Raw genomic sequence first — 23070 nt, 5'->3', positions numbered from 1 at the left:
TGTCTGAATATCGCCGCACCGGCCTCGTCCGCCACCCCCCAGAGGTCCGTCCCAGTCGTTCGCACCACGAAGCGAGAAGCGATGGAACCGCGTACCTACCCGATGTCGTTCGAGCAGGAGTCGATCTGGCTCAACGACCAGTACCAACAGGGCACCTCGCGCTATCTGGAGTCGTGGGTCCACCGGCTGCGCGGAGCCCTCGACATCGTTGCCGTCGAAGCCGCGCTGACCGGCATCGTGGCCCGGCACGAGGCGCTGCGCAGCAGGCTGGTGCTGGTGGACGGTGCTCCCCGGCAGGTCGTCGTCCCGCCGATGCGGGTTCCGGTCGTCGTACGGCGGATCGCCGCGGACGAGTGCGGAACGGCTCTCAGGGACGCTGTCACGCGGCAGTTGGACCTCGCCGAACCGCCGCTGCTGAAGGCCACACTGCTGGTGATCGGCGACAGCGACGGCAACGAGAACGGCGACCACGACAACGACTCCGAGCAGGAATCGGTGCTCGCCGTCGCCATCCACCACGCCGTGATCGACGGCTGGTGCTTCAGTCTCCTAGACCAGGAGTTCGGCGAGCTCTACCGCGCCGAGGTCGAGCACCGGGCGCCCCGGCTGCCCGAACTGCCCGTCCAGTCGGGGCCGTACGCCGAGCGCCAGCGCGGCACCGGCGCCGAGGACCGCGCGCGGCTGGTCGAGCACTGGCGGGCCGAACTCGCCGGCGCGCCCGACGAGTCGTCGTTCCCCGCCGACCGCCCGCGCCCGCCCGTCCTCAGCCACCACGGCGGCCAGGTCGAGTTCGCCGTCGACGCCGCCACAGGAGGGCGGATACGCCGCCTCGCCGCGCGGCTGCGGACGACGCGTTTCGTGGTGCTGGCCGCCGCGCTGACCGCGCTGATCGGCCGCCACACCGGCCAGGACGATCTCGTCATCGGCACGCCCGTGTCGCGCCGCGACGAGCCGGAGACCGAGGATCTCATCGCCTGTCTCACCGATGTGCTGCCGCTGCGCGGACGGCCGCGCCACGACCGGTCGTTCACGGATCTGACCCAGGAGATGAAGCATCAGGTCCGCTCGGCCGTCCGGCACAAGGACGTGCCGTACAGCCATCTGGTGCGCGAGTTGGGTGTCGAGCGCACGCTCAGCCGCTTTCCGCTCTTCCAGGTGGTGTTCGCGGTCGACGACGCGCCCCCGTCGGCGCTGTCCCTGCCCGGCGTCCGGGCCGAACGCATCCAGGCGCACGGCGGGACCGCCAAGTACGACGTGTTCCTGCACCTGTTGCCCGACGGGGACGGGTACCGCGGGCTGTGGGAGTACTCCGCGGACCTCTTCGACCGGGCGACGGCCGAGCGGCTGGCGGCCCGGTTCGTCACGTTCCTCGCCGACGCCGTCGCCCGCCCCGACGCCGCGCTCCAGGACCTGGCGGTCATGCCGGCCGACGAGGAGCGGCGGGTGCTCACCGAGTGGGCCCACGGCGCGCCCCCGCCTTCCGAAGTGCCGCTCGTGCACGAGGCGTTCGCACGCTCGGCCCGGCGGACACCGGACGCCCCCGCCGTCGTCGCGCACGGGCGGACCCTGTCGTACGCGGAGGTGGACGCCGCCGCCGACCGGGTCGCCGCGCTGCTTGTCGAGCGGGGGGCCGTACGCCGCCCCGTCGGCGTCTGCCTGGGGCGGACGGTGGACCTGCCGGTGGCCGTCCTCGGGGTGCTGAAGGCGGGCGGCAGCTGTGTGCCGATCGACCCTGACCATCCGGCGGAGCGGATCGCGTTCACGGTGCGGGACAGCGGGATCGGGATCCTGCTCACCCGGCGCGGCTGCCGGCCGGCCGAACTGCCCGCCGGTGTGCGGGCGGTGCTCATCGACGAACTGCCGGATGTCCGGGAGCGGTTCGAAGGGGCCGCCCCCGTCGCCCCCATCGCTCCCGTCGTCCCGGTGGCGCCCGACGACCTCGTGTACGTGATCTACACCTCGGGTTCGACAGGCCTGCCCAAGGGCGTCGCCATGGAGCACGGCCCGCTCGCCAACCTGATCGAGTGGCAGCGCCGCAGGTCGGCGGCCGGACCGGGCACCGGTGAGGGGGCACGGACGCTTCAGTTCGCGCCCCTCGGCTTCGACGTCGCGTTCCAGGAGATCTTCTCGACCTGGGCGGCCGGAGGCGCGCTCGTCCTCGTGGACGAAGAGGCCCGGAGAGATCCGCACCAACTGCTCGGCCTGATCGCCTCGGAGCGGATCGAGCGGCTGTTCCTGCCGTTCGTCGCGTTGCAGCAACTGGCGGAGTACGCGTGCGCGACCGGCCGCCGCTGCGACTCTCTCAAGGAGGTCCTCACGGCGGGTGAACAGCTCCATGTCACGCCCGCTCTGCGGCAGTTCTTCGGCTCGCTCACCCCGGCCGCGCTGGAGAACCAGTACGGCCCCTCCGAGACCCACGTCGTGACCGCCGAGCGCCTCGGCCCCGACCCGGCCGGCTGGCCCGATCTGCCGAGCATCGGCCGCCCTGTCGACGGCGCGACGGTCGCGCTGCTCGACGAGCGGCTGCGGCCGGTGCCGGCGGGCGCCGTGGGGGAGATCTGCGTCGGGGGACCGGTGGTCGCGCGCGGCTATGTGGGGCGCCCCGAGCTGACCGCCGAGAGGTTCGTGCCCGGCGACATCCCCGGCACCGGCGCGAGCGGCGGCAGCCGGTTCTACCGCACGGGCGACCTGGCCCGGCTGCTGCCCGACGGCCGGATCCAGTACGTGGGCCGGGGCGACGGCCAGGTCAAGATCCGGGGCCACCGGGTGGAGACCGGCGAGGTCGAGGCGGCCGTACGCGCCCAGCCCGGCATCGCCGACGCGGCTGTCGTGGCCCAGGAGCTCGGCCCGGGAGCCGGGAAGCGGCTCCTCGCCTACTTCATCACCGGGGACCCGACGGCGCCCGGCCCGGAGGAGATACGCCGGGCGCTGCGTGCCCGGCTGCCCGAACCGCTGGTCCCGGCACGCTGCGTACCGGTCGACCGCTTCCCGCTCACGCCGAGCGGCAAGGTCGACCGCGTCGCGCTCGCCGAAGGGACCGGTTACGGCGAGGGCGACACCCCGGGGGCCGGCGCCGCGCCCCGTACCGCCACCCAGGAGCGGATCGCGCACCTGTGGTCGACGCTGCTCGGCCTCGGCCCCGTAGGCGTGCACGACGACTTCTTCGCGCTCGGCGGCGACTCCCTGCTGGCGACCCGGCTCGTCCTCGCGCTCCGGGAGGAACTGGCCGTACGGATACCGCTCCGCTCGGTCTTCACCTCACCGACCGTCGCGGGCCTCGCCGCGCTGGTGGACGACGCGGAGGAACGAGCGCGGGACGAGCTGTCCCCGGTCCCGGGCGCCTCCTCCGTAGGAGGGGAGGCCCTTCCCGGCCAAGGCCTTCCGGACCCGAGTCCTCACGACCCGAGTCCTCACGACCTCGGCGACGACATCCGGCTCGCCCCGGACATCGTCGCCGCGGCCGATGTCCGCACCGTCGTCCCCGACCCGGAACACATCCTTCTCACCGGGGCCACCGGCTTCCTCGGCGCCTTCCTGCTGAGGGAACTGCTGCGGACAACCGACGCCACCATCCACTGTCTGGTGCGCGGCGGCGATCAGCCGAGCGCCGAGAAACGACTGTGCTCGGTCATCGATTCGTACGGCCTCAGCGACCCGTCCAGCGAGCACCGCGTCTCGGTGATCGCCGGCGATCTGGCCCGGCCCCGGCTTGGCCTCCCCGCGGCCGACTTCGACCGGCTCGCCCGCAGTGTCGACGTCGTCTACCACGCCGGGGCCGCCGTCAATCTGGTCTTCTCCTACGAGCAGTTGAGAGCCGCCAACGTGCACGGCACGCAGGAGATCCTGCGGCTCGCCGCCCTGCACCGCACCGTGCCCGTCCATCACATCTCCACCGTCGGTGTGTACGGGGGCGGTGCGGCCGGCAGCGCGTACGGCGCCGCCGAGAGCCCCGTACACGGCATCCGGTCCATCCGCTCCGAGGACCCGACCGGACCGCTCGCCGCGCTCGAACACGGCTACACACAGAGCAAATGGGCGGCCGAACAGCTCGTGGAGGCCGCGCGTGACCGGGGGCTGCCCGTCTCCGTCTACCGGCCCACCCGGATCACCGGAGAATCGACCACCGGCGTCTGCCAGACGGGCGACTTCATGTGGCTGCTGCTGAAGGGCTGCGTCCAGGCGGGCGTCGCCCCGTCGGGCGTCGACACCGCCTTCGACCTCGTGCCGGTGGACTACGTCAGCGCCGCCGTGGTGGCGCTCTCCCGTCAACCCCGGTCGGCGGGACGGACGTTCCATCTCGCGGGGGAGCGCCCACTGCGCATGGACACCGCCGTCACGCGCCTGCGCGCGCTCGGCCACGCCGTCGAGGACGTCCCGCCCGCCGACTGGCTGGCCGCCACCGAGGCGGATCCCGGCAACGCGGCCTTCCCGCTGCTCGCGGCCATGGCCGCCGAGACGCGCGGAGGGGGATCGGAGGGGAGCGCGCTCTTCGATGCGCGGGACACCCGGCGTGCGCTGGCGGGCACCGGGATCGTCTGCCGCGACATCGACGAAGAGCTCTTCCGTACGTATGTCGACTACTTCACCCGCACGGGCTTCCTGCCGCCACCGGCCCCCTCCCGGGCGGCCCCTGCCGCCGCCGGTCCGGGTCCGCTCCCGCCCCCAGCTCCGGCCCCCTCTTCGGTACCGAGGCCGCAGCCGCAGCCGAAGCCCCGGTCGACCCCGTCCGCCCCTACGCCACCTCGTCCTCATAAGGAGGCTCCGCGCCGGTGCGGGAGCAGGTGACCGCGGCGGCCCGCGCGGCGAAGCCGAGGATGTCCCGCCACTGCCCCGCGTCGAGCGCGTCCACCGCCGCAGGGCCGCCCGGCACGCCTCCCAGCCACCGGGCGTCCTCCTCGGAGAGCTTCAGGAGCTACACGTACGGCAGCCACGGCGCGAACCGCGCGCGGTAGGCGTCGGCGTTCGGGACCAGCGGCGGCCGGATGTTGGGGTCGAGCAGGGTGAAGACCCCGCGGCCGGCCTCCCGGCGCAGCAGTGTCTCGTACGCGCTCGTGCCCGGTTCGAGCACGAGCGAGCAGGTGCCGAGCGCCAGCGCCCGTGCCGACGGCGGCAGTTGGGGCGGCAGCTCGAAGAGCCGGTCGGCGGTGCGCTGCGCGTAGAAGCCGTAGCCGGCCGCCCGGCCTTCGGCGGCCTGCTGCCGGACCAGGTCGATCAGTGCCTCTCCGGCGACGACGATCCCGCCGCCGAACGTAACCCATCGTCCTCACACGCGACAGCGTGTGCGTGGCCGACCGCACACGATGCCCGCGGCGGGCGCCCGAATCGCCCCGGGTAGGGTCGGGACCAGCGCCAGCCTTTCCGACCAGTGGAGACACCATGCCCGCCCGGCCCACCCCCCGTCGTACCGTCCTGAAGGGGGTCGCCGTCGCCGGTGCGGCCGGTTTCGGCGTGGCCGCCTGCTCCACCGAGTCGAAGCTCGGTCACGCGCAGGAGCCGACCCCGACCGCCCCGGTCGACCTCGGCGCCGCCGACGCGGTACCGGTCGGCGGCGCCAAGCTCTACCGGGAAGAGCGTCTGGTGGTGAGCTGTCCCGCCGAGGGCCAGTACAAGGCCTTCAGCGCGCAGTGCACCCACGCGGGCTGTGTGCTGGAGAAACTGGACGGCAACGAGGGCAACTGCCCCTGCCACGGAAGCCGGTTCGACGTCACGACGGGCAAGGCGTTGAAGGGCCCGGCGACGGTGCCGCTGCCCGAGGTGCCGATCAGCGCGAAGGACGGCAGGCTCGTCGCCGGACCGGACGCCTGAGCGCCCCTCTTCAAGCCGGACAACACCCCCACCGCCCCACCCGGCGCGGCCACACTGTCGGTGCCCGCAAGTAGGGTGGAAGACATGGCCGACCCCTCCAGCTACCGCCCCAAGCCGGGACAGATCCCCGACTCCCCGGGGGTCTACAGGTTCCGCGACGATCACCGCCGGGTGATCTATGTCGGGAAGGCCAAGAGCCTGCGTCCCCGGCTCTCCAGCTACTTCCAGGACCTGGCGAATCTTCATCCGCGCACCCGCACGATGGTCACCACGGCCGCGTCCGTCGAGTGGACGGTCGTCTCCACCGAGGTCGAGGCGCTCCAGCTCGAATACTCGTGGATCAAGGAGTACGACCCCCGGTTCAACGTCAAGTACCGCGACGACAAGAGCTATCCGTATCTCGCGGTCACGCTGAACGAGGAATTCCCCCGCGTACAGGTCATGCGCGGCGCCAAGAAGAAGGGCGTGCGCTACTTCGGTCCGTACGGCCACGCGTGGGCCATCCGCGAGACCGTCGACCTGATGCTCCGGGTCTTTCCCGTACGCACCTGCTCCGCCGGGGTGTTCAAGAACGCCGAGCGCACCGGACGGCCCTGTCTCCTCGGCTACATCGGCAAGTGCTCGGCGCCCTGCGTCGGCCGTGTCACCCCGGAGGAGCACCACGAACTGGCCGAGGAGTTCTGCGACTTCATGGCCGGCCGCACCGGCGCGTACATCCGCAGGCTGGAGCAGCGGATGGCCGTCGCCGCCGAAGACATGGAGTACGAGAAGGCGGGCCGGCTGCGCGACGACATAGGGGCGCTGCGCCGGGCGATGGAGAAGAACGCCGTCGTGCTCGCCGACGCCACCGACGCCGACCTGATCGCCGTCGCCGAGGACGAACTGGAAGCGGCCGTACAGATCTTCCACGTCCGCGGCGGACGCGTCCGCGGCCAGCGCGGCTGGGTGACCGACAAGGTCGAGGAGGTCGACACGGCGGGCCTGGTCGAGCACGCGCTCCAGCAGCTCTACGGGGAGGAGATCGGCGACTCGGTTCCCAAGGAGGTCCTTGTCCCGGCCCTGCCCGATGACCAGCGGGAGACCGACGCGCTCTCCCAGTGGCTGAGCGACCGCCGCGGCTCGCACGTCTCGCTGCGGATCCCGCAGCGCGGCGACAAGAAGGACCTGATGGCGACGGTGGGGCGCAACGCCCAGCAGTCGCTCGCCCTCCACAAGACGAAGCGGGCCAGCGATCTGACTACACGCTCGCGGGCCCTGGAGGAGATCGCGCAGGCACTCGGACTGGACAGTGTGCCGCTGCGTATCGAGTGCTTCGACATCTCGCACCTCCAGGGTGACGACGTCGTGGCGTCGATGGTCGTCTTCGAGGACGGCCTCGCCCGCAAGAGTGAGTACCGCCGCTTCCAGATCAAGGGCTTCGAGGGCCAGGACGACGTCCGTTCGATGCACGAGGTGATCGGCCGGCGCTTCAGGCGCTACCTCGTAGAGAAGGAGCGGACGGGGGAGTGGACGGCGGAGGAGGGCGCCGACGCCCAGGACCAGAACGGTGAGGATCCGAGCGGCCGGGACCGGGCCGCCCAGCAGCCGAGCGCCCCGGGCGAGGACGGGAACAACGGCCACGCCGGACCGTCGTCTCTCAAGGAGGACGACGGCAGGCCCAAGCGTTTCGCGTACCCGCCCCAGCTCGTCGTGGTCGACGGCGGACAGCCCCAGGTGGCCGCCGCCAAGCGGGCCATGGACGAGCTGGGCATCGACGACGTCGCCGTCTGCGGCCTCGCCAAGCGCCTCGAAGAGGTCTGGGTGCCCGACGACGACGATCCCGTGGTGCTGCCCCGCTCCAGCGAAGGGCTGTACCTTCTCCAGCGCGTACGTGACGAGGCCCACCGCTTCGCCATCACCTATCAGCGGGCCAAACGGGCCAAACGCATCCGCAGCAGCCCCCTGGACGACGTCCCCGGCCTCGGCGAGACCCGGAAGCAGGCACTCATCAAGCATTTCGGCTCGGTGAAGAAGCTCCGGCAGGCCACAATCGAGCAGATCTGTGAGGTGCCGGGGCTCGGCCGCAAGACGGCTGAGTCCGTGGCCGTGGCCCTCGCCCAGACGGCACCGGCCGCGCCCGCTGTCAACACGGCAACAGGAGAGATCATGGAAGACGACGGGGGCAGCACGCATGACTGAGCAAGACCGGGACGGAGTGGCAGACGTGAGTACGGGTGAGCCCGAGGAACGCGCGGAGGGGGCAGCACAGGAAACGGGCGGGAAGACCACGCGGGAGAACGCCGGAGAGCCCGTCGAAGGGACCGACGCGGCCGGGGAGCCCGTCCCCGAGCCCGCCATCCCCGAGCTGGTGATCATCTCCGGCATGTCGGGCGCGGGCCGCAGCACGGCCGCCAAGTGTCTTGAGGACCTCGGCTGGTTCGTCGTGGACAACCTGCCACCCGCTCTGATCCCCACCATGGTCGAGCTCGGCGCCCGCTCGCAGGGCAACGTCGCCCGGATCGCCGTGGTCGTCGACGTCCGGGGACGCCGCTTCTTCGACAACCTGCGCGAATCGCTCGCCGACCTCGACGCCAAGCAGGTCACCCGCAGGATCGTTTTCCTGGAGTCCTCCGACGAGGCCCTGGTCCGCCGCTTCGAGTCCGTACGCCGTCCGCACCCCCTCCAGGGCGACGGCCGGATCGTGGACGGCATCGAGGCCGAGCGGGACCTCCTGCGCGAGCTGCGCGGCGACGCCGACCTGGTGATCGACACCTCCAGCCTCAACGTCCACGAGCTGCGCGCCAAGATGGACGCCCAGTTCGCCGGCGACGAGGAGCCGGAGCTGCGGGCCACCGTCATGTCGTTCGGCTACAAGTACGGCCTGCCGGTCGACGCCGACCTCGTGGTCGACTGCCGCTTCCTGCCGAACCCGCACTGGGTTCCCGAGCTGCGCCCCTTCACCGGCCTCAACGAGGAGGTGTCCGGCTATGTCTTCAACCAGCCGGGCGCCAAGGAGTTCCTGGACCGCTACACGGAGCTGCTGGAGCTGATCGCCGGCGGCTACCGCCGTGAGGGCAAGCGCTATGTGACCGTCGCCGTCGGCTGCACCGGCGGCAAGCACCGCTCCGTCGCCATGTCGGAGAAGCTGGGCGCACGGCTGGCTGCCGAGGGAATCGAGACCGTTGTCGTCCACCGGGACCTGGGGCGCGAGTGACCGGACGTAACTTCCGGCTGCGGCGGCTGCGCAGGGACACACCCGCGCTGGCCGGCCGTGGCCGCGGCGCCCAGCCCAAGGTCGTCGCGCTCGGCGGCGGCATGGGGCTGTCCGCCTCCCTGACGGCGCTGCGCCGGATCACCGGCGATCTCACGGCGGTCGTCACGGTCGCCGACGACGGCGGTTCCAGCGGCCGGCTCCGGGAGGAGCTGGGCGTGCTGCCGCCCGGTGATCTGCGCAAGGCGCTGGCGGCGCTGTGCGGCGACGACGACTGGGGCCAGACCTGGGCCCGCGTCATCCAGCACCGCTTCCAGTCCAAGGGCGACCTGCACGAACACGCGGTCGGCAATCTGCTGATCGTCGCCCTGTGGGAACAGCTCGGCGACCATGTCCTGGCCCTGGACCTGGTCGGCAAGCTCCTCGGCGCCCACGGCAGGGTGCTGCCGATGTCCGCGGTGCCGCTGGAGTTGCAGGCGCTCGTACGGGGCCATGACCCGGACCACCCGGACGAGATCGACACCGTACGGGGCCAGGCGACGGTCGCCCTGACCCGCGGCGAGGTGCAGTCCGTGCATCTCGTGCCGAACGACCCGCCGGCGGTCCCCGAGGCCGTCGCCGCCGTCCTCGACGCGGACTGGGTGGTGCTCGGCCCCGGTTCCTGGTTCTCGTCCGTGATCCCCCATCTCCTCGTGCCCGAGCTGCTCGACGCGCTCGTGGAGACGAAGGCCCGCCGGGTGCTCTCGCTGAACCTCGCGCCGCAACCCGGTGAAACCGATGGCTTCTCACCGCAGCGTCATTTGGAGGTTTTGGGACGACACGCCCCTAAACTCGCCCTGGACGTGGTGCTGGCCGACGAGGCCGCCGTGCCCGACAGCGAATCACTCTCCGACGCCGCCATGCGGTTCGGTGCCGCGGTCGAGCTGGCCCCGGTGGCCCGGCCCGACGGACTTCCGAAGCATGACCCGGAACTGTTGGCCGCCGCGTACGACCGTATTTTCCGGATGCATGGAAGGATCGGCCCATGGCGATGACGGCAGCGGTGAAGGACGAGATCGCCCGGCTTCCCGTCACCCGTACGTGCTGCAGGAAGGCCGAAGTCTCGGCGATTCTCCGGTTCGCGGGTGGTCTCCATCTGGTGAGCGGACGCATTGTGATCGAGGCGGAGCTGGACACCAGCATCGCCGCGCGCCGGCTCCGCAAGGACATCCTGGAGATCTTCGGGCACAACTCCGAACTGGTGGTGATGGCCCCCGGCGGACTCCGCCGCGGCAGCCGCTACGTCGTACGGGTGATTACCGGCGGTGACCAGCTGGCCCGTCAGACGGGCCTGGTCGACGGCCGTGGCCGGCCGATCCGCGGACTGCCTCCCCAGGTGGTCTCCGGCGCGACCTGTGACGCCGAGGCGGCCTGGCGGGGCGCGTTCCTCGCGCACGGTTCGCTCACCGAGCCGGGGCGCTCATCCTCGCTGGAGGTGACCTGCCCCGGGCCTGAGGCGGCCCTCGCGCTCGTGGGCGCGGCCCGCAGGCTCCAGATCCCGTCCAAGGCGCGTGAGGTACGCGGCGTGGACCGGGTCGTCGTACGGGACGGGGACGCGATCGGGGCGCTGCTGACGCGGCTCGGGGCGCATGAGTCGGTGCTGGCGTGGGAGGAGCGGCGGATGCGCCGCGAGGTCCGCGCGACGGCCAACCGCCTGGCCAACTTCGACGACGCGAATCTGCGCCGCTCGGCCCGCGCGGCCGTGGCGGCCGGGGCCCGGGTGCAGCGGGCGCTGGAGATCCTGGGCGACGAGGTGCCCGAGCATCTGGCCGCCGCAGGTCGGCTGCGCATGGAGCACAAGCAGGCGTCGCTGGAGGAGTTGGGCGCGCTCGCCGATCCGGCGCTCACCAAGGACGCGGTGGCGGGACGGATCCGCAGGCTGCTGGCGATGGCGGACAAGAAGGCTCAGGACCTGGGCATTCCGGGGACGGAGTCGACGCTGTCGGAGGAGATGGCCGACGGCCTCGTCGGCTGAGAACGCCCCACGCCAACGCGCCGCCAACATGCCGCTGCCGGTACCCCGAAGGGACCGACAGCGGCATTTTGCATGGCCTTGATGCGCCCTTGACATGGTCATGCGGGTTGGCGAGCCTGTCGGCGTCCCGTCACACCTGTGGCGGACCACAGCAAGGGGGGCACATGAGACGCGGAGCGAGAGCGATCCTCGCGGCGGGCGCACTGTTGCTGAGCGGAATCACGGCGGCACCCGGCGCCCAGGCCGACACGGCCACCGAAAGGTCCCCGGCCGCGGCCGGGGACACCCTCAAGGTCTTCGACGCCGAGGTCACCGCCGGGCAGGTGCCGCTGCTCCTCGCGGCCGGCCAGGACGCCCATGAACTGGGCGAGTCGGTGCCGAAGGGCGGTACGGCCAAGGTCGAGCTGTTCCTCACCGACGACCAGGCGCGCGGGCTTGAGGCCCAGGGCGTCGATGTCACCGAGCGGAAGATCTCCGCGCAAACGGAATCCCGGCTGAAGGCGGCGGGGGACGGGGTGTACCGCCCGTACAGCGGTCCCGGCGGTCTCCAGGAGGAGATAACCGAGGCCGGCGCGGCCAACCCCGGCCTCACCAAGGTCGTCTCCATCGGCAAGACCATCCAGGGCAAGGACATCCTCGCCCTCAAGCTCACCAAGGGCGCGGACAGGACCAGGGACGGCGCCAAGCCCTCCGTGCTCTACATGTCCAACCAGCACGCGCGGGAGTGGATCACCCCCGAGATGACGCGGCGGCTGATGCACCACTATCTCGACAACTACGGCAAGGACCCGAGGATCACGAAGATCGTCGACTCCACCGAGCTGTGGTTCGTCCTCTCCGCCAACCCCGACGGCTACGACTGGACGCACGCCGCCGAAGCCAACCGTCTCTGGCGCAAGAACCTCCGCGACGTCAACGGCGACGGCGTCATCAGCCGCGGCGACGGCATCGACCTGAACCGTAACTTCACCTACAAGTGGGGCTACGACAACGAGGGTTCGTCCCCGCAGTCCACCAGCGAGACCTACCGGGGCGCCTCACCCGGCTCCGAGCCCGAGACCCAGGCGATCGACCGCCTCCAGAAGCGCATCGGGTTCGACTACGGCGTCAACTACCACTCCGCCGCCGAACTGCTCCTCTACGGCGTGGGCTGGCAGGTCGCCACCCCGACCCCCGACGACATCCTCTACCGGTCGCTCGCCGGCACCCCCGAGAACTCCGCGGTCCCCGGCTACTACCCGCAGGTCTCCTCCGAGCTCTACACCACCAACGGCGAGGCCGACGGACACGGCGCGAACGTCAACGGGATCATGATGTTCACCCCGGAGATGACCACCTGCGAGACGGTCTCCGACGGCATCCCGGACGACGCCTGGGAGGCGGACGACTGCCGGTCCGGCTTCAACTTCCCCGACGACGAGAAGCTGATCCAGGCGGAGTTCACCAAGAACATCCCCTTCGCGCTCTCCGTCGCCGAGACCGCCGCCCACCCCGACCGGCCGTCCTCATCGGTCGGACCGAGCGCCCCCGACTTCACCCCCGACACCTTCACCACCTCCTACGCGCGCGGCGGTGACCAGGAAGTCGCCGTCACCGCCCGCAAGTCGGTGCGTGACAAGGAGCTGAACTACCGGATCAACGGCGGCCGGACGCACGACGAGGACCTGCGGGCCTGGAAGGGCGGCGAGACCTACGGCGGCGATGACAACCTCCACTTCGACGAGTACCGCGCCGAGGTCGAGGACGCCGGTCCGGGCGACCGTGTCGAGGTCTGGTTCACCGGCCGTACCAAGAGCGGCAAGCGCACCACCAGCGACCGCTTCACCTACACGGTGGCCGAACGGCCCCGCGCCGACACCCTCGTGATCGCCGACGAAGGCGCGCCCGCGCAGTACGCGCGCGACTACGTCGACGCCCTCCGGGCCAACGGCCGTACCGCCGTTGTCTGGGACGTGGCCACGCAGGGCGCACCGCACCCCCTGGGCGTCCTCAGCCACTTCACCACCGCCGTCCACCACACCGGCGCGGGCACCTCGGACGGCGATACGCAGATCTCCGTACGCGACTTCCTCAACGAGGGCGGCAAGCTGATCGAGGCGGGCGAGCGGGCCGGCGGGAACACGCAGGTCGGGCGCACGCAGACGAACGACTTCAGCCAGTACTACCTCGGCGCGTACGGGCGTTCCGCCACGGCGGGCGCCACCGGCTTCACCGGGGCCGGCGCGCTCCTCGGGACGTCGGGACCGCTCGGCGCGGCACCCGGCAACCCGCTGGACCAGGCGGGCACCTACACCGTCACCTCCTCCGTACTCGCCCCGGACCTCTTCCCGCAGTTCACCAGCGCGGCGGCGGGGACCTACGACGTCGGCACCGGCGCCGCGGCGGTGACCACGAGGGACACCGTCCTGCTCGGCTTCGGGCTGGAGCAGGTCACGGACGCGGGGGCGCGTGCCGACGTGCTCGGCAAGGCGCTGCGGGCCCTGCGGGGCTGACCGCGCCCGCACCACCGGGGCCGCGTCAACCCGCGACGGCGTCCCGTACCCCCACCGGGCGGTACGGGACGCCGCTGGTTGGCAGGACCCTGGGCCCTGGCCCCCACGCGATGTCACCGAGGCGCGTGGGGGGAGGTAGGGTCATAAGAGGTCGGGGACATCCCATACGCACTCGCCGGCGTCGAAACCCGGCGTACCAACGAGGAGATCGGTTCGTGACGATCCGCGTAGGCATCAACGGCTTTGGCCGCATCGGCCGTAGCTACTTCCGCGCGCTGCTGGAGCAGGGTGCGGACATCGAGATCGTGGCTGTCAACGACCTGGGTGACACCGCGACCACCGCTCATCTGCTGAAGTACGACACGATCATGGGCCGCCTCAAGGCCGAGGTGAGCAACACCGCCGACACGATCACGGTCGACGGCAAGACGTTCAAGGTGCTCTCCGAGCGCAACCCGGCCGACATCCCCTGGGGTGAGCTGGGCGTCGACATCGTCATCGAGTCGACCGGCATCTTCACCAAGAAGGCCGACGCCGAGAAGCACATCGCGGGCGGCGCCAAGAAGGTCCTCATCTCGGCTCCGGCCAAGGACGAGGACATCACCATCGTGATGGGCGTCAACCAGGACAAGTACGACGCGGCCAACCACCACGTCATCTCCAACGCCTCCTGCACCACCAACTGTGTGGCGCCGATGGCCAAGGTCCTCCTGGAGAACTTCGGCATCGTCAAGGGCATGATGACGACGGTCCACGCGTACACCAACGACCAGCGCATCCTGGACTTCCCGCACAAGGACCTGCGCCGCGCGCGTGCCGCCGCCGAGAACATCATCCCGACCACGACGGGTGCCGCCAAGGCGACCGCGCTGGTCATCCCGGAGCTTGAGGGCAAGCTCGACGGCATCGCGATGCGCGTCCCGGTCCCGACGGGCTCCGTCACCGACCTGGTCGTCGAGCTGGAGCGCGAGGTGACCAAGGACGAGGTCAACGCCGCGTTCCAGAAGGCCGCCGAGGGTCAGCTGAAGGGCCTCCTGGAGTACACCGAGGACCCGATCGTCTCCTCGGACATCGTGAACTGGCCGGCCTCCTGCACCTTCGACTCCTCCCTGACCATGGTCCAGGGCAAGAGCGTGAAGGTCATCGGCTGGTACGACAACGAGTGGGGCTACTCCAACCGTCTGGTCGACCTGACCACCTTCATCGGCGGGCAGCTCTGACAGCGGTCCGGTAGGCAACTTCCGAATGTGTTCGACAGGGCTCGTGCGGCGCGACGTGGCGCTGACCGGGCCCTGTCGTCCGTGTGCTGTCCGTGCCGGCTCACCCGTGTGCTCGCGGACGTCGCGGGACGTGGAGCCGCTCTCAAGGAGTCACTGATACATGAAGACGATCGACGAACTTCTCGACGAAGGGGTCGCCGGCAAGCGCGTCTTCGTCCGGGCCGACCTCAATGTGCCGCTCGACGGCACCACCATCACGGACGACGGCCGGATCCGTGCCGTGCTGCCGACCGTCGCCAGACTCGCCGAGGCCGGCGCCCGCGTGATCGTGGCCTCGCACCTGGGCCGCCCGAAGGGCGCGCCCGACCCCGTCTTCTCGCTGGCCCCCGCCGCCGCGCGGCTCGGTGAACTCCTCGGCGCCGGCGTCGCGTTCGCGACCGACACCGTCGGCGACTCCGCGAAGTCCGTCGTCGGCGCCCTTGAGGACGGACAGGTCGCCGTCCTGGAGAACCTCCGCTTCAACGCCGGTGAGACGTCGAAGGACGACGCCGAGCGCGGCGCCTTCGCCGACCGGCTGGCCGAGCTCGCCGACCTCTACGTGGGCGACGGCTTCGGCGCCGTACACCGCAAGCACGCCTCGGTCTACGACCTGCCGGCCCGGCTGCCGCACGCGGCGGGCGGTCTGATCGCCACCGAGGTCGGCGTGCTCAAGAAGCTCACCGAGGACGTCGAGCGGCCGTACGCGGTCGTCCTCGGCGGCGCCAAGGTCTCCGACAAGCTCGGTGTCATCGACCACCTCCTGGAGAAGGCCGACCGCATCCTGATCGGCGGCGGCATGGCGTACACCTTCCTCAAGGCCCAGGGCCACGAGGTCGGCGCCTCGCTGCTCCAGGAGGACCAGATCCCGGCCGTCCAGGAGTATCTGAAGCGCGCCGACGAGCGGGGCGTGGAGTTCGTCCTGCCGGTCGACGTCCTGGTCGCGCCGGCCTTCCCCGACCTGAAGACGAAGGCGCCGGCGGACCCGGCGACCGTCCCGGTCGACGCCATCCCCTCGGACCGGATGGGTCTGGACAGCGGTCCGGAGACCAACCGGCTGTACGCGTCGAAGCTCGCCGACGCGACGACCGTCTTCTGGAACGGCCCCATGGGTGTCTTCGAGCACCCCGACTACGCCGAGGGCACCCGGGCCGTCGCCCAGGCCCTGATCGACTCCGACGCCTTCACGGTCGTCGGCGGCGGCGACTCGGCCGCCGCCGTCCGGATCCTCGGTTTCGACGAAAACGCATTCGGCCACATTTCGACCGGTGGCGGCGCCAGCCTCGAATACCTCGAGGGCAAGACGCTTCCCGGCCTCGCCGCACTGGAGGACTGACCTACTGATGGCAGCTGAAACCCCGACCGAGAAGACCGCCCGTACCCCGCTGATGGCGGGCAACTGGAAGATGAACCTCAACCACCTTGAGGCCATCGCGCATGTCCAGAAGCTCGCCTTCGCCCTGACCGACAAGGACCACGACGCGGTCGAGACGGCCGTCCTGGTGCCGTTCACGGACCTGCGGTCCGTGCAGACGCTGGTCGACGGCGACAAGCTCAAGATCAAGTACGGTGCCCAGGACATCTCCTCGCACGACTCCGGCGCGTACACCGGTGAGGTCTCCGGGCCGATGCTGGCCAAGCTGAAGTGCACGTACGTGGCCGTCGGTCACAGCGAGCGACGTCAGTACCACGCCGAGACCGACGAGATCTGCAACGCGAAGGTGCGGGCCGCCTTCAAGCACGGGCTGACCCCGATCCTCTGCGTCGGAGAGGGGCTGGACGTCCGCAAGGCCGGTGAGCAGGTCCCGCACACGCTCGCGCAGCTCGACGGCGGCCTCAAGGACGTCCCGGCCGACCAGGCCGAGTCCGTCGTGATCGCCTACGAGCCGGTGTGGGCCATCGGCACCGGTGAGGTCGCCACCCCCGAGGACGCGCAGGAGGTCTGCGGGGCGATCCGCGCGCGGCTCGCGGAGCTGTACTCGCAGGAGTTGGCCGACCAGGTCCGTATTCAGTACGGCGGCTCGGTGAAGGCCGGGAATGTCGCCGCGATCATGGCGCAGCCGGATGTGGACGGCGCCCTTGTCGGCGGTGCGGCGCTGGACGCCGAGGAGTTCGTCAAGATCGTCAGGTTCCGCGACCAGTAAGTATGCGAGGACGCGGATCCGTCGTACCCTGACGGGGGCCGACCGGCATTTCACAGGTGCCGCCGGCCCCCGTTGTCCTCGCAGTTCCGTCCAATCCCGATTCAATTCGAGAGAATTCCGGAAAGTAGGTCCAGCCGTGATTGTGGGGTTCTCGATCGCCCTGATCGTCTTCAGCCTGCTGCTTATGCTGCTGGTGCTGATGCACAAGGGGAAGGGCGGCGGTCTCTCCGACATGTTCGGTGGCGGCATGCAGTCGTCCGTCGGTGGTTCCTCGGTCGCCGAGCGTAACCTCGACCGCATCACCATCGTGGTCGGTATGGGATGGTTCGCCTGCATTGTCGTGCTTGGTCTGCTGATGAAGCTGGACAGCTGACCGGTCGTACAGTACGTCGCCGGGGGCGCGGCCTATCATGAGGCCCTGCGTCCCGGCGGTGGGGGTGTAACTCCACTTGCTGGACGCGCGTTGGGCCATACGTAGACTGGGGCGCTCGACAGCGGAGATGCCTCTCGACGCTTGATGCTTGCGGCACCATTCACGCAGGGAGTTACGACCGTGGCAAGTGGCAACGCGATCCGGGGAAGCCGGGTCGGAGCGGGGCCGATGGGTGAGGCCGAGCGTGGCGAGTCCGCGCCACGCGCGCGCATCTCCTTCTGGTGCTCCAACGGGCACGAGACGCAGCCGAGCTTCGCCAGTGACGCACAGATTCCGGACACGTGGGACTGCCCACGGTGCGGATTCCCGGCCGGCCAGGACCGGGACAATCCCCCGGATCCACCGCGCACAGAGCCGTACAAGACACACCTCGCCTATGTACGCGAGCGGCGCAGCGACGCGGACGGCGAGGCGATCCTCGCTGAAGCCCTCGCCAAACTGCGGGGCGAAATCTAGACATTGATCCGGCCGGACACCCAAAGGTGCCCGGCCGGAGCCGCATTCGCGGACGGCCGATTGTCAGTGGCATCCCTTACGGTCCGAACAGGAAGACCGAAAGGGAGAGTTGTGACCACGGACGAGTCGACCGATGGATCGGCGCCCGGAATGACGGCCGGGGCGACAGCCGATGCGCCGGCGGCCGGAGAAAAGCCGGCGCAGGCGCGAGTGCCCGCGTGGCGCGGGGGATTCGGGCGGCTCTGGAGCGCCGCCGTGGTCTCTCGGTTCGGTGACTCGCTGCGTACGGCCGCACTGCCGCTGCTCGCCGCCTCGTTGACCGACGACCCTCTTCTCATCGCCTCGGTGACCGCCTGCGGCTATGTGCCCTGGCTGCTCTTCGGACTGCTGGGCGGGGCCGTCGCCGACCGGGTGGATCAGCGGCGGGCGATGTGGGCCGTCGACCTGGCGCGTGGCGTGCTGATGGCGGGGTTCGCGCTCGCGGTCGCGCTGGACCACGGCACGATCGCGCTGTTGCTCGCCCTCGCCTTCCTGCTCACCACCCTCCAGACGCTCTTCGACAACGCCGCCACGGCCCTGCTGCCCGCCATCGTTCCCCGCGAGACGCTGGCCGGCGCCAACGCCCGCCTCATGACCGGCCAGCAGGTCGCGAGCGGCTTCCTGGCGGCGCCACTGGTCCCGGCGCTCCTGGTCATCGGCGCCTCAGCGCCGTTCGCGGCCAACGCCGCCACCTATGTCGTCGGCGCCCTGCTCATCGCCTCGCTGCGGACCGACGCACCGACGAAGGCGGCGAAGGCGGCCGGCGGCACCCTGCGCGCGGAGATGGCGGACGGCATGCGCGCGCTGTGGCGGGACAGCGCGCTGCGCGGCCTGTCCGTGGCGACCGCCCTGATGAACATCGGCATGGGCGCCCTGATCGCCACCCTCGTCCTGCACATCACGGGCTGGCTGGACGCGGGCAACAGCGGGTACGCGGCGGTCATCACGGCGTACGGCGTCGCCAGTGTGATCGGCGGACTGGTGGCACCACGGCTCGCGGTCCGGATCGGGCGGATACGCAGCGCCTTCGTCGCCGGGATCGTCCAGACCTGCGCGCTGGTCGTGCTGGGGACTGTTCGTGAACTGTGGGCGGCCATCGCCGCCATGGCGGTGTTCGGCGTCATGAGCATGGTGTGGAACGTCAACCAGACGACGCTGGTCCAGGAGCGGAGCCCGGCCGAGATGCTCGGCCGGATCAGCTCCGCCTTCCGCACGCTCGCCATCGGCGGCGCCCCGCTCGGCGCGCTGCTCGGCGGCCTGGTCGCGGCGGCCTGGAGCCTCAACACGCCCGCGCTGCTGGCGGCCGGGGCGTTCACACTCGCTGTCGCATCGCTCGGCGCTCTGATCAATTAGGTTGGGAGGGCAGCCAGGATCTCCAGCACACTCCTGGGCACCGCACTCACGCAGGCACTCACGTACGAGAAGAAGTGGGCTGAAGCAAGATGTCCGAGAACAAGGCAGAAGGCCGCGCAAAGCTGAACCGACTGCCCCAGTGGAGCGCGCTGGGCAAGCATCGTGAGCAGCTGGGGGAGACGAATCTGCGGGAGCTGTTCGCCAAGAACCCTGCGCGCGGCACCGGCTACACCCTCCAGGTCGGTGACCTCTACCTGGACTACTCCAAGCATCTGGTGACGGACGAGACGCTCACGCTGCTGCGTGACCTGGCGGAGGCCACCGGTGTCGCCGGGCTGCGGGACGCGATGTTCCGCGGCGAGAAGATCAACACCACCGAGGACCGGGCCGTGCTGCACACCGCGCTGCGCGCCCCGCGCGACGCGGTGATCGAGGTCGACGGCGAGAACGTGGTGCCGGGCGTGCACGCCGTCCTCGACAAGATGGCCGCCTTCTCCGAGAAGGTCAGGGCGGGCGAATGGCTCGGCCACACGGGCCGCCCCGTCCGTAACATCGTCAACATCGGTATCGGCGGCTCCGACCTCGGCCCCGCGATGGCCTACGAGGCGCTGAAGTCCTTCACCCACCGCGATCTGACGGTCCGTTTCGTGTCGAACGTCGACGGGGCCGACCTGCACGAGGCCGTGCGCGATCTGGACCCCGCCGAGACGCTGTTCGTCATCGCCTCCAAGACCTTCACCACCATCGAGACCATCACCAACGCCACCTCGGCCCGCGACTGGCTCCTGACCGGGCTCAAGACCGGCCAGGAGGCCGTGGCCAAGCACTTCGTGGCGCTGTCCACCAACGGTGAGAAGGTCGCCGAGTTCGGCATCGACACGACGAACATGTTCGAGTTCTGGGACTGGGTCGGCGGGCGGTACTCGTACGACTCCGCCATCGGTCTCTCGCTGATGATCGCGATCGGTCCCGTCCGCTTCCGCGAGATGCTCGACGGCTTCCACCTCGTGGACGAGCACTTCCGTACCGCGCCCGCCGAGTCCAACGCACCCCTGCTGCTCGGCCTGTTGGGGGTCTGGTACGGCGCGTTCTTCGACGCGCAGTCGCATGCCGTCCTGCCCTACAGCCACTATCTGTCCCGGTTCACCGCGTATCTCCAGCAGCTGGACATGGAGTCCAACGGCAAGTCCGTCGACCGCGACGGCGAGCCGGTCCAGTGGCAGACGGGACCCGTCGTCTGGGGCACCCCCGGCACCAACGGCCAGCACGCGTACTACCAGTTGATCCACCAGGGTACGAAGATCATCCCGGCCGACTTCATCGGCTTCGCCCAGCCCGTCGACGACCTGCCGCACCACCTGGTCGCCCAGCACGACCTGCTGATGGCCAACTTCTTCGCCCAGACCCAGGCGCTGGCCTTCGGCAAGACGCCCGACGAGGTCCGGGCCGAGGGTGTCCCCGCCGAACTCGTGCCGCACAAGACGTTCCGGGGCAACCACCCCACCACCACGATCCTCGCCGGGACCCTGACCCCCTCCGTACTCGGCCAGCTCATCGCGCTGTACGAGCACAAGGTCTTCGTCCAGGGCGCGGTGTGGAACATCGACTCGTTCGACCAGTGGGGCGTCGAACTCGGCAAGGTCCTCGCCAAGGAGATCGAGCCGGTCCTCACCCAGATCGACGGCGGTCGCGAAAGCACCCAGGACCGGCCGCTGGACGCATCGACGGCCGAGCTGGTCACAAAGTACCGGGCACTGCGGGGGCGTTGAGCCGATGACCGAGGGGGAGGAGCGGCGGCTCAGACCGCCGAACAACACGCTGAACGAGAGGGCGGTCGCCTGGTGGCGTGCGCAGTGGCTGCTGCTCACCCTGGCGCCGGTGGCCGTCCTCGGCGTGCTGGGCACGCTCATAGCCCCCGCGCGTGTCTGGCTGCTGGTCCCCGCCGCCGCCCTCGCGGTGCTGGGCCTCGCCTGCACGGTGTTCCTGCCGATGTGGTGGTTCCGGGTGCACCGCTGGGAGGTGACGGACGATGCGGTCTACGTCCGTACCGGCTACTTCTGGCAGGAGTGGCGGATCGCGCCGATGTCCCGGATCCAGACCGTGGACACCGTACGGGGCCCGCTGGAGCAGTTGTTCAAGCTCTCCACCGTCATCGTCACCACCGCCTCCTCCAAAGGAGCGGTACGGATCGAAGGACTCGGCCATGAACTCGCCGCAGAGCTGGCCGAGCAGCTGACGCACATCACCCAGGCCACGCCCGGGGACGCGACGTGAGCACGGTCGCGGTGCCGGCGCCGGGGGAGGGATGGCGCAAGCTCGACAAGCGCACCCTGCTCGTCACCGCCGCGGTCATGTCCGGCGTGGCCGGCGGAGCCGGAGTACCGGCCGCCATCGGACTCGCCGGCGGCATGGGGCCGGGGCGCGCGCTCGCCTGGGTGCTGCCCGCGGCCCTGCTGCTGATCGCCGCCGGTACCGGCGGCGACTACGTCCGCTGGCGCCGCACCCGCTACCGAATAGGCACCGACCGGGCCGAACTCCACACCGGACTGCTCCTGGTCAAACGCCGCTCACTGGGACGCGAACGGATCAGGAGCGTCGACCTCACGGCCAACCTCCTGCTGCGGATCCTCGGACTGGTGAAGGTCCGCATCGGTACGGGAGAGCACACCGGCGGCGAATCCACCCTGGAACTCGACCCGGTCACCCGCGCCGAGGGCGAGCGTCTCCGTACGGAACTGCTGGACCGCGCCCCGTCGGCCACCGCCGGGCACCCGGACGGGATGCTGGCCGTCCTCGACCCCCGCTGGATCGGCTACGCCCCTCTCTCCTTCGTCGCGCCCCTGCTCGGCGGCGCGGCGGCGGGAGGCGTGATGCAGGTCGGTGAGTGGTTCGGGGTCCAGCACGAGGTTCTGGCCTGGATCGCCGACCGGTTCCGGGACACCTCGATCGTGGTGACGGTCGTCGTGCTCGTGGCCGCCGCACTCCTGGCCGGCGTGGTCGGTTCGCTCGGCCTGTGGGTCGAGATGTGGTGGAACTACCGGCTGGAGCGGGAGCCCGGCGGCACGCTGCGGGTCCGGCGCGGCCTCTTCACCTCCCGGTCGGTCTCCATAGAGGAGCGCAGGCTGCGGGGCGTGGAGCTGGTCGAGCCGATCGGCGTACGGCTCGTCGGCGCGGCGCGGGTGGACGCCGTCGCGACGGGGCTCACCCAGGACGACGACGACAAGCACACCGACCTCAAGACGCTGCTTCCGGCGGCGCCGAGGGCGGTCGCCGACGAGGTGGCGGCGCACGTCCTGCGCGAGACGTCGTCCCCGACGAGCACGGCCGGGCTGACCCCGCACCCGCTTGCCGCGCGCGGGCGGCGGCTGCGCTGGGCGCTGGGGGCCGCGCTGCTGCCGGTGCTGGTCCTGGCGATCCTCGGCCTGCTCGTGAGCCAGGTGCTGCTGCCGATCGCGGCAGCGTGCGCGGTGGTGCTGGTGCCGATCGCGGTGGCGCTCGCGCTCGACGCGTACCGCAGTCTCGGGCACGGGCTCAGCGGGGGCTATCTGGTCGCGCGGTCGGGGACGGTGCGGCGGTCCACCGTCGCGCTCCAGCGGGGCGGTGTCGTGGGCTGGACGGTCAAGCAGTCGTACTTTCAGCGGCGGGCCGGGCTGGTGACGCTGACGGCGACGACGGCGGCGGGGGACGGGGCGTATCACGTCCGTGACGCGGCGGTGGGGGAGGGGTTGGGGTTCGCGGCGGAGGCGGTGCCGGGGTTGCTGGAGCCGTTCCTGGAGAAGTAGGGGGTGCGGGGCGGGGCGGGGCGGGAGATGGGGCCGCTGCGCGGCTGTTCCCCTACCCGCCCCTTCCCACAACCGGGGCTCCGCCCCGGGCCCCGTACGGCCTTCG

General features: G+C 70.8%; 15 protein-coding genes and 2 pseudogenes. 16 read left to right on the top strand and 1 reads right to left on the bottom strand.

Going from position 1 to position 23070, the window contains the following annotated elements; translation table 11 throughout:
* Nucleotides 1–81: 81 nt before the first annotated feature.
* The gene (locus tag ACFWV8_RS23050) at nt 82–4785 is read left to right on the top strand and encodes an amino acid adenylation domain-containing protein (protein ID WP_384205475.1); all 4704 of its coding nucleotides are present in this window, start codon (nt 82–84) and stop codon (nt 4783–4785) included.
* On the opposite strand, the pseudogene ACFWV8_RS23045 reads toward ACFWV8_RS23050, so the two are convergent.
* Nucleotides 4733–5188, bottom strand: a pseudogene (locus ACFWV8_RS23045) (carbohydrate kinase); the annotation flags it as partial. The gene ACFWV8_RS23050 and the pseudogene ACFWV8_RS23045 overlap by 53 nt on opposite strands.
* Nucleotides 5189–5376: 188 nt before the next feature.
* On the opposite strand from ACFWV8_RS23045, the gene ACFWV8_RS23040 reads away from it, so the two are divergent.
* The 15 genes and pseudogenes from ACFWV8_RS23040 (at nt 5377) to ACFWV8_RS22970 (ending at nt 22964) form a co-directional block, all read left to right on the top strand.
* Nucleotides 5377–5805 carry a Rieske (2Fe-2S) protein gene (locus tag ACFWV8_RS23040; protein WP_384205470.1) on the top strand — a complete coding sequence of 143 codons (429 nt, stop codon included), beginning with the start codon at nt 5377–5379 and terminating at the stop codon, nt 5803–5805.
* An 84-nt stretch (nt 5806–5889) separates the two neighbouring features.
* Nucleotides 5890–7983, top strand: a complete 2094-nt coding sequence (gene uvrC, locus ACFWV8_RS23035) for an excinuclease ABC subunit UvrC (protein WP_384205467.1) — start codon at nt 5890–5892, stop codon at nt 7981–7983.
* A complete protein-coding gene (rapZ, locus tag ACFWV8_RS23030) occupies nt 7976–8998 on the top strand; it encodes an RNase adapter RapZ (RefSeq protein WP_384205464.1) in 1023 nt (340 codons plus the stop codon). Before uvrC ends, rapZ begins: the two co-directional genes overlap by 8 nt.
* A complete protein-coding gene (yvcK, locus tag ACFWV8_RS23025; RefSeq protein WP_329389093.1) occupies nt 8995–10029 on the top strand; it encodes a uridine diphosphate-N-acetylglucosamine-binding protein YvcK in 1035 nt (344 codons plus the stop codon). Before rapZ ends, yvcK begins: the two co-directional genes overlap by 4 nt.
* On the top strand, nt 10020–11009 hold the full coding sequence (whiA, locus tag ACFWV8_RS23020; protein ID WP_329389095.1) for a DNA-binding protein WhiA: 990 nt from the start codon (nt 10020–10022) through the stop codon (nt 11007–11009). The genes yvcK and whiA overlap by 10 nt, the downstream gene beginning before the upstream one ends.
* Before the next feature lie 164 nt (nt 11010–11173).
* Nucleotides 11174–13369: pseudogene (locus tag ACFWV8_RS23015) on the top strand (M14 family metallopeptidase); the annotation flags it as partial.
* Nucleotides 13370–13716: 347 nt separating this feature from the next.
* Nucleotides 13717–14721: a type I glyceraldehyde-3-phosphate dehydrogenase gene (gene gap / locus ACFWV8_RS23010; RefSeq protein ID WP_329389099.1), complete on the top strand. Its 1005-nt coding sequence runs from the start codon at nt 13717–13719 to the stop codon at nt 14719–14721.
* A 160-nt stretch (nt 14722–14881) separates the two neighbouring features.
* Nucleotides 14882–16093 (top strand): phosphoglycerate kinase, encoded by a 1212-nt coding sequence (locus ACFWV8_RS23005; RefSeq protein ID WP_384205458.1) that lies wholly within the window; start codon nt 14882–14884, stop codon nt 16091–16093.
* 7 nt (nt 16094–16100) lie between these two features.
* A complete protein-coding gene (gene tpiA / locus ACFWV8_RS23000) occupies nt 16101–16901 on the top strand; it encodes a triose-phosphate isomerase (RefSeq protein ID WP_384205455.1) in 801 nt (266 codons plus the stop codon).
* A 136-nt stretch (nt 16902–17037) separates the two neighbouring features.
* Nucleotides 17038–17274, top strand: coding sequence for a preprotein translocase subunit SecG (secG, locus tag ACFWV8_RS22995; protein WP_329389106.1), 237 nt, complete (start codon nt 17038–17040; stop codon nt 17272–17274).
* A 180-nt stretch (nt 17275–17454) separates the two neighbouring features.
* Nucleotides 17455–17790 (top strand): RNA polymerase-binding protein RbpA, encoded by a 336-nt coding sequence (locus ACFWV8_RS22990; protein WP_329389108.1) that lies wholly within the window; start codon nt 17455–17457, stop codon nt 17788–17790.
* 150 nt (nt 17791–17940) lie between these two features.
* Nucleotides 17941–19182, top strand: a complete 1242-nt coding sequence (locus ACFWV8_RS22985; RefSeq protein WP_384205604.1) for an MFS transporter — start codon at nt 17941–17943, stop codon at nt 19180–19182.
* Between the two features lie 89 nt (nt 19183–19271).
* A complete protein-coding gene (gene pgi / locus ACFWV8_RS22980; protein WP_384205449.1) occupies nt 19272–20951 on the top strand; it encodes a glucose-6-phosphate isomerase in 1680 nt (559 codons plus the stop codon).
* A 4-nt stretch (nt 20952–20955) separates the two neighbouring features.
* The gene (locus ACFWV8_RS22975; RefSeq protein WP_384205446.1) at nt 20956–21456 is read left to right on the top strand and encodes a PH domain-containing protein; all 501 of its coding nucleotides are present in this window, start codon (nt 20956–20958) and stop codon (nt 21454–21456) included.
* Entirely contained in the window at nt 21453–22964 is a 1512-nt protein-coding gene (locus tag ACFWV8_RS22970) for a PH domain-containing protein (protein WP_384205443.1), read from the top strand. Before ACFWV8_RS22975 ends, ACFWV8_RS22970 begins: the two co-directional genes overlap by 4 nt.
* Nucleotides 22965–23070: the final 106 nt, after the last annotated feature.

The organism is Streptomyces sp. NPDC058665, assembly GCF_042714995.1.
Classification (GTDB): Bacteria; Actinomycetota; Actinomycetes; order Streptomycetales; family Streptomycetaceae; genus Streptomyces.
Note: the sequence above shows the minus strand (reverse complement) of the source record. Positions and strands in the feature narration are given on the sequence as shown.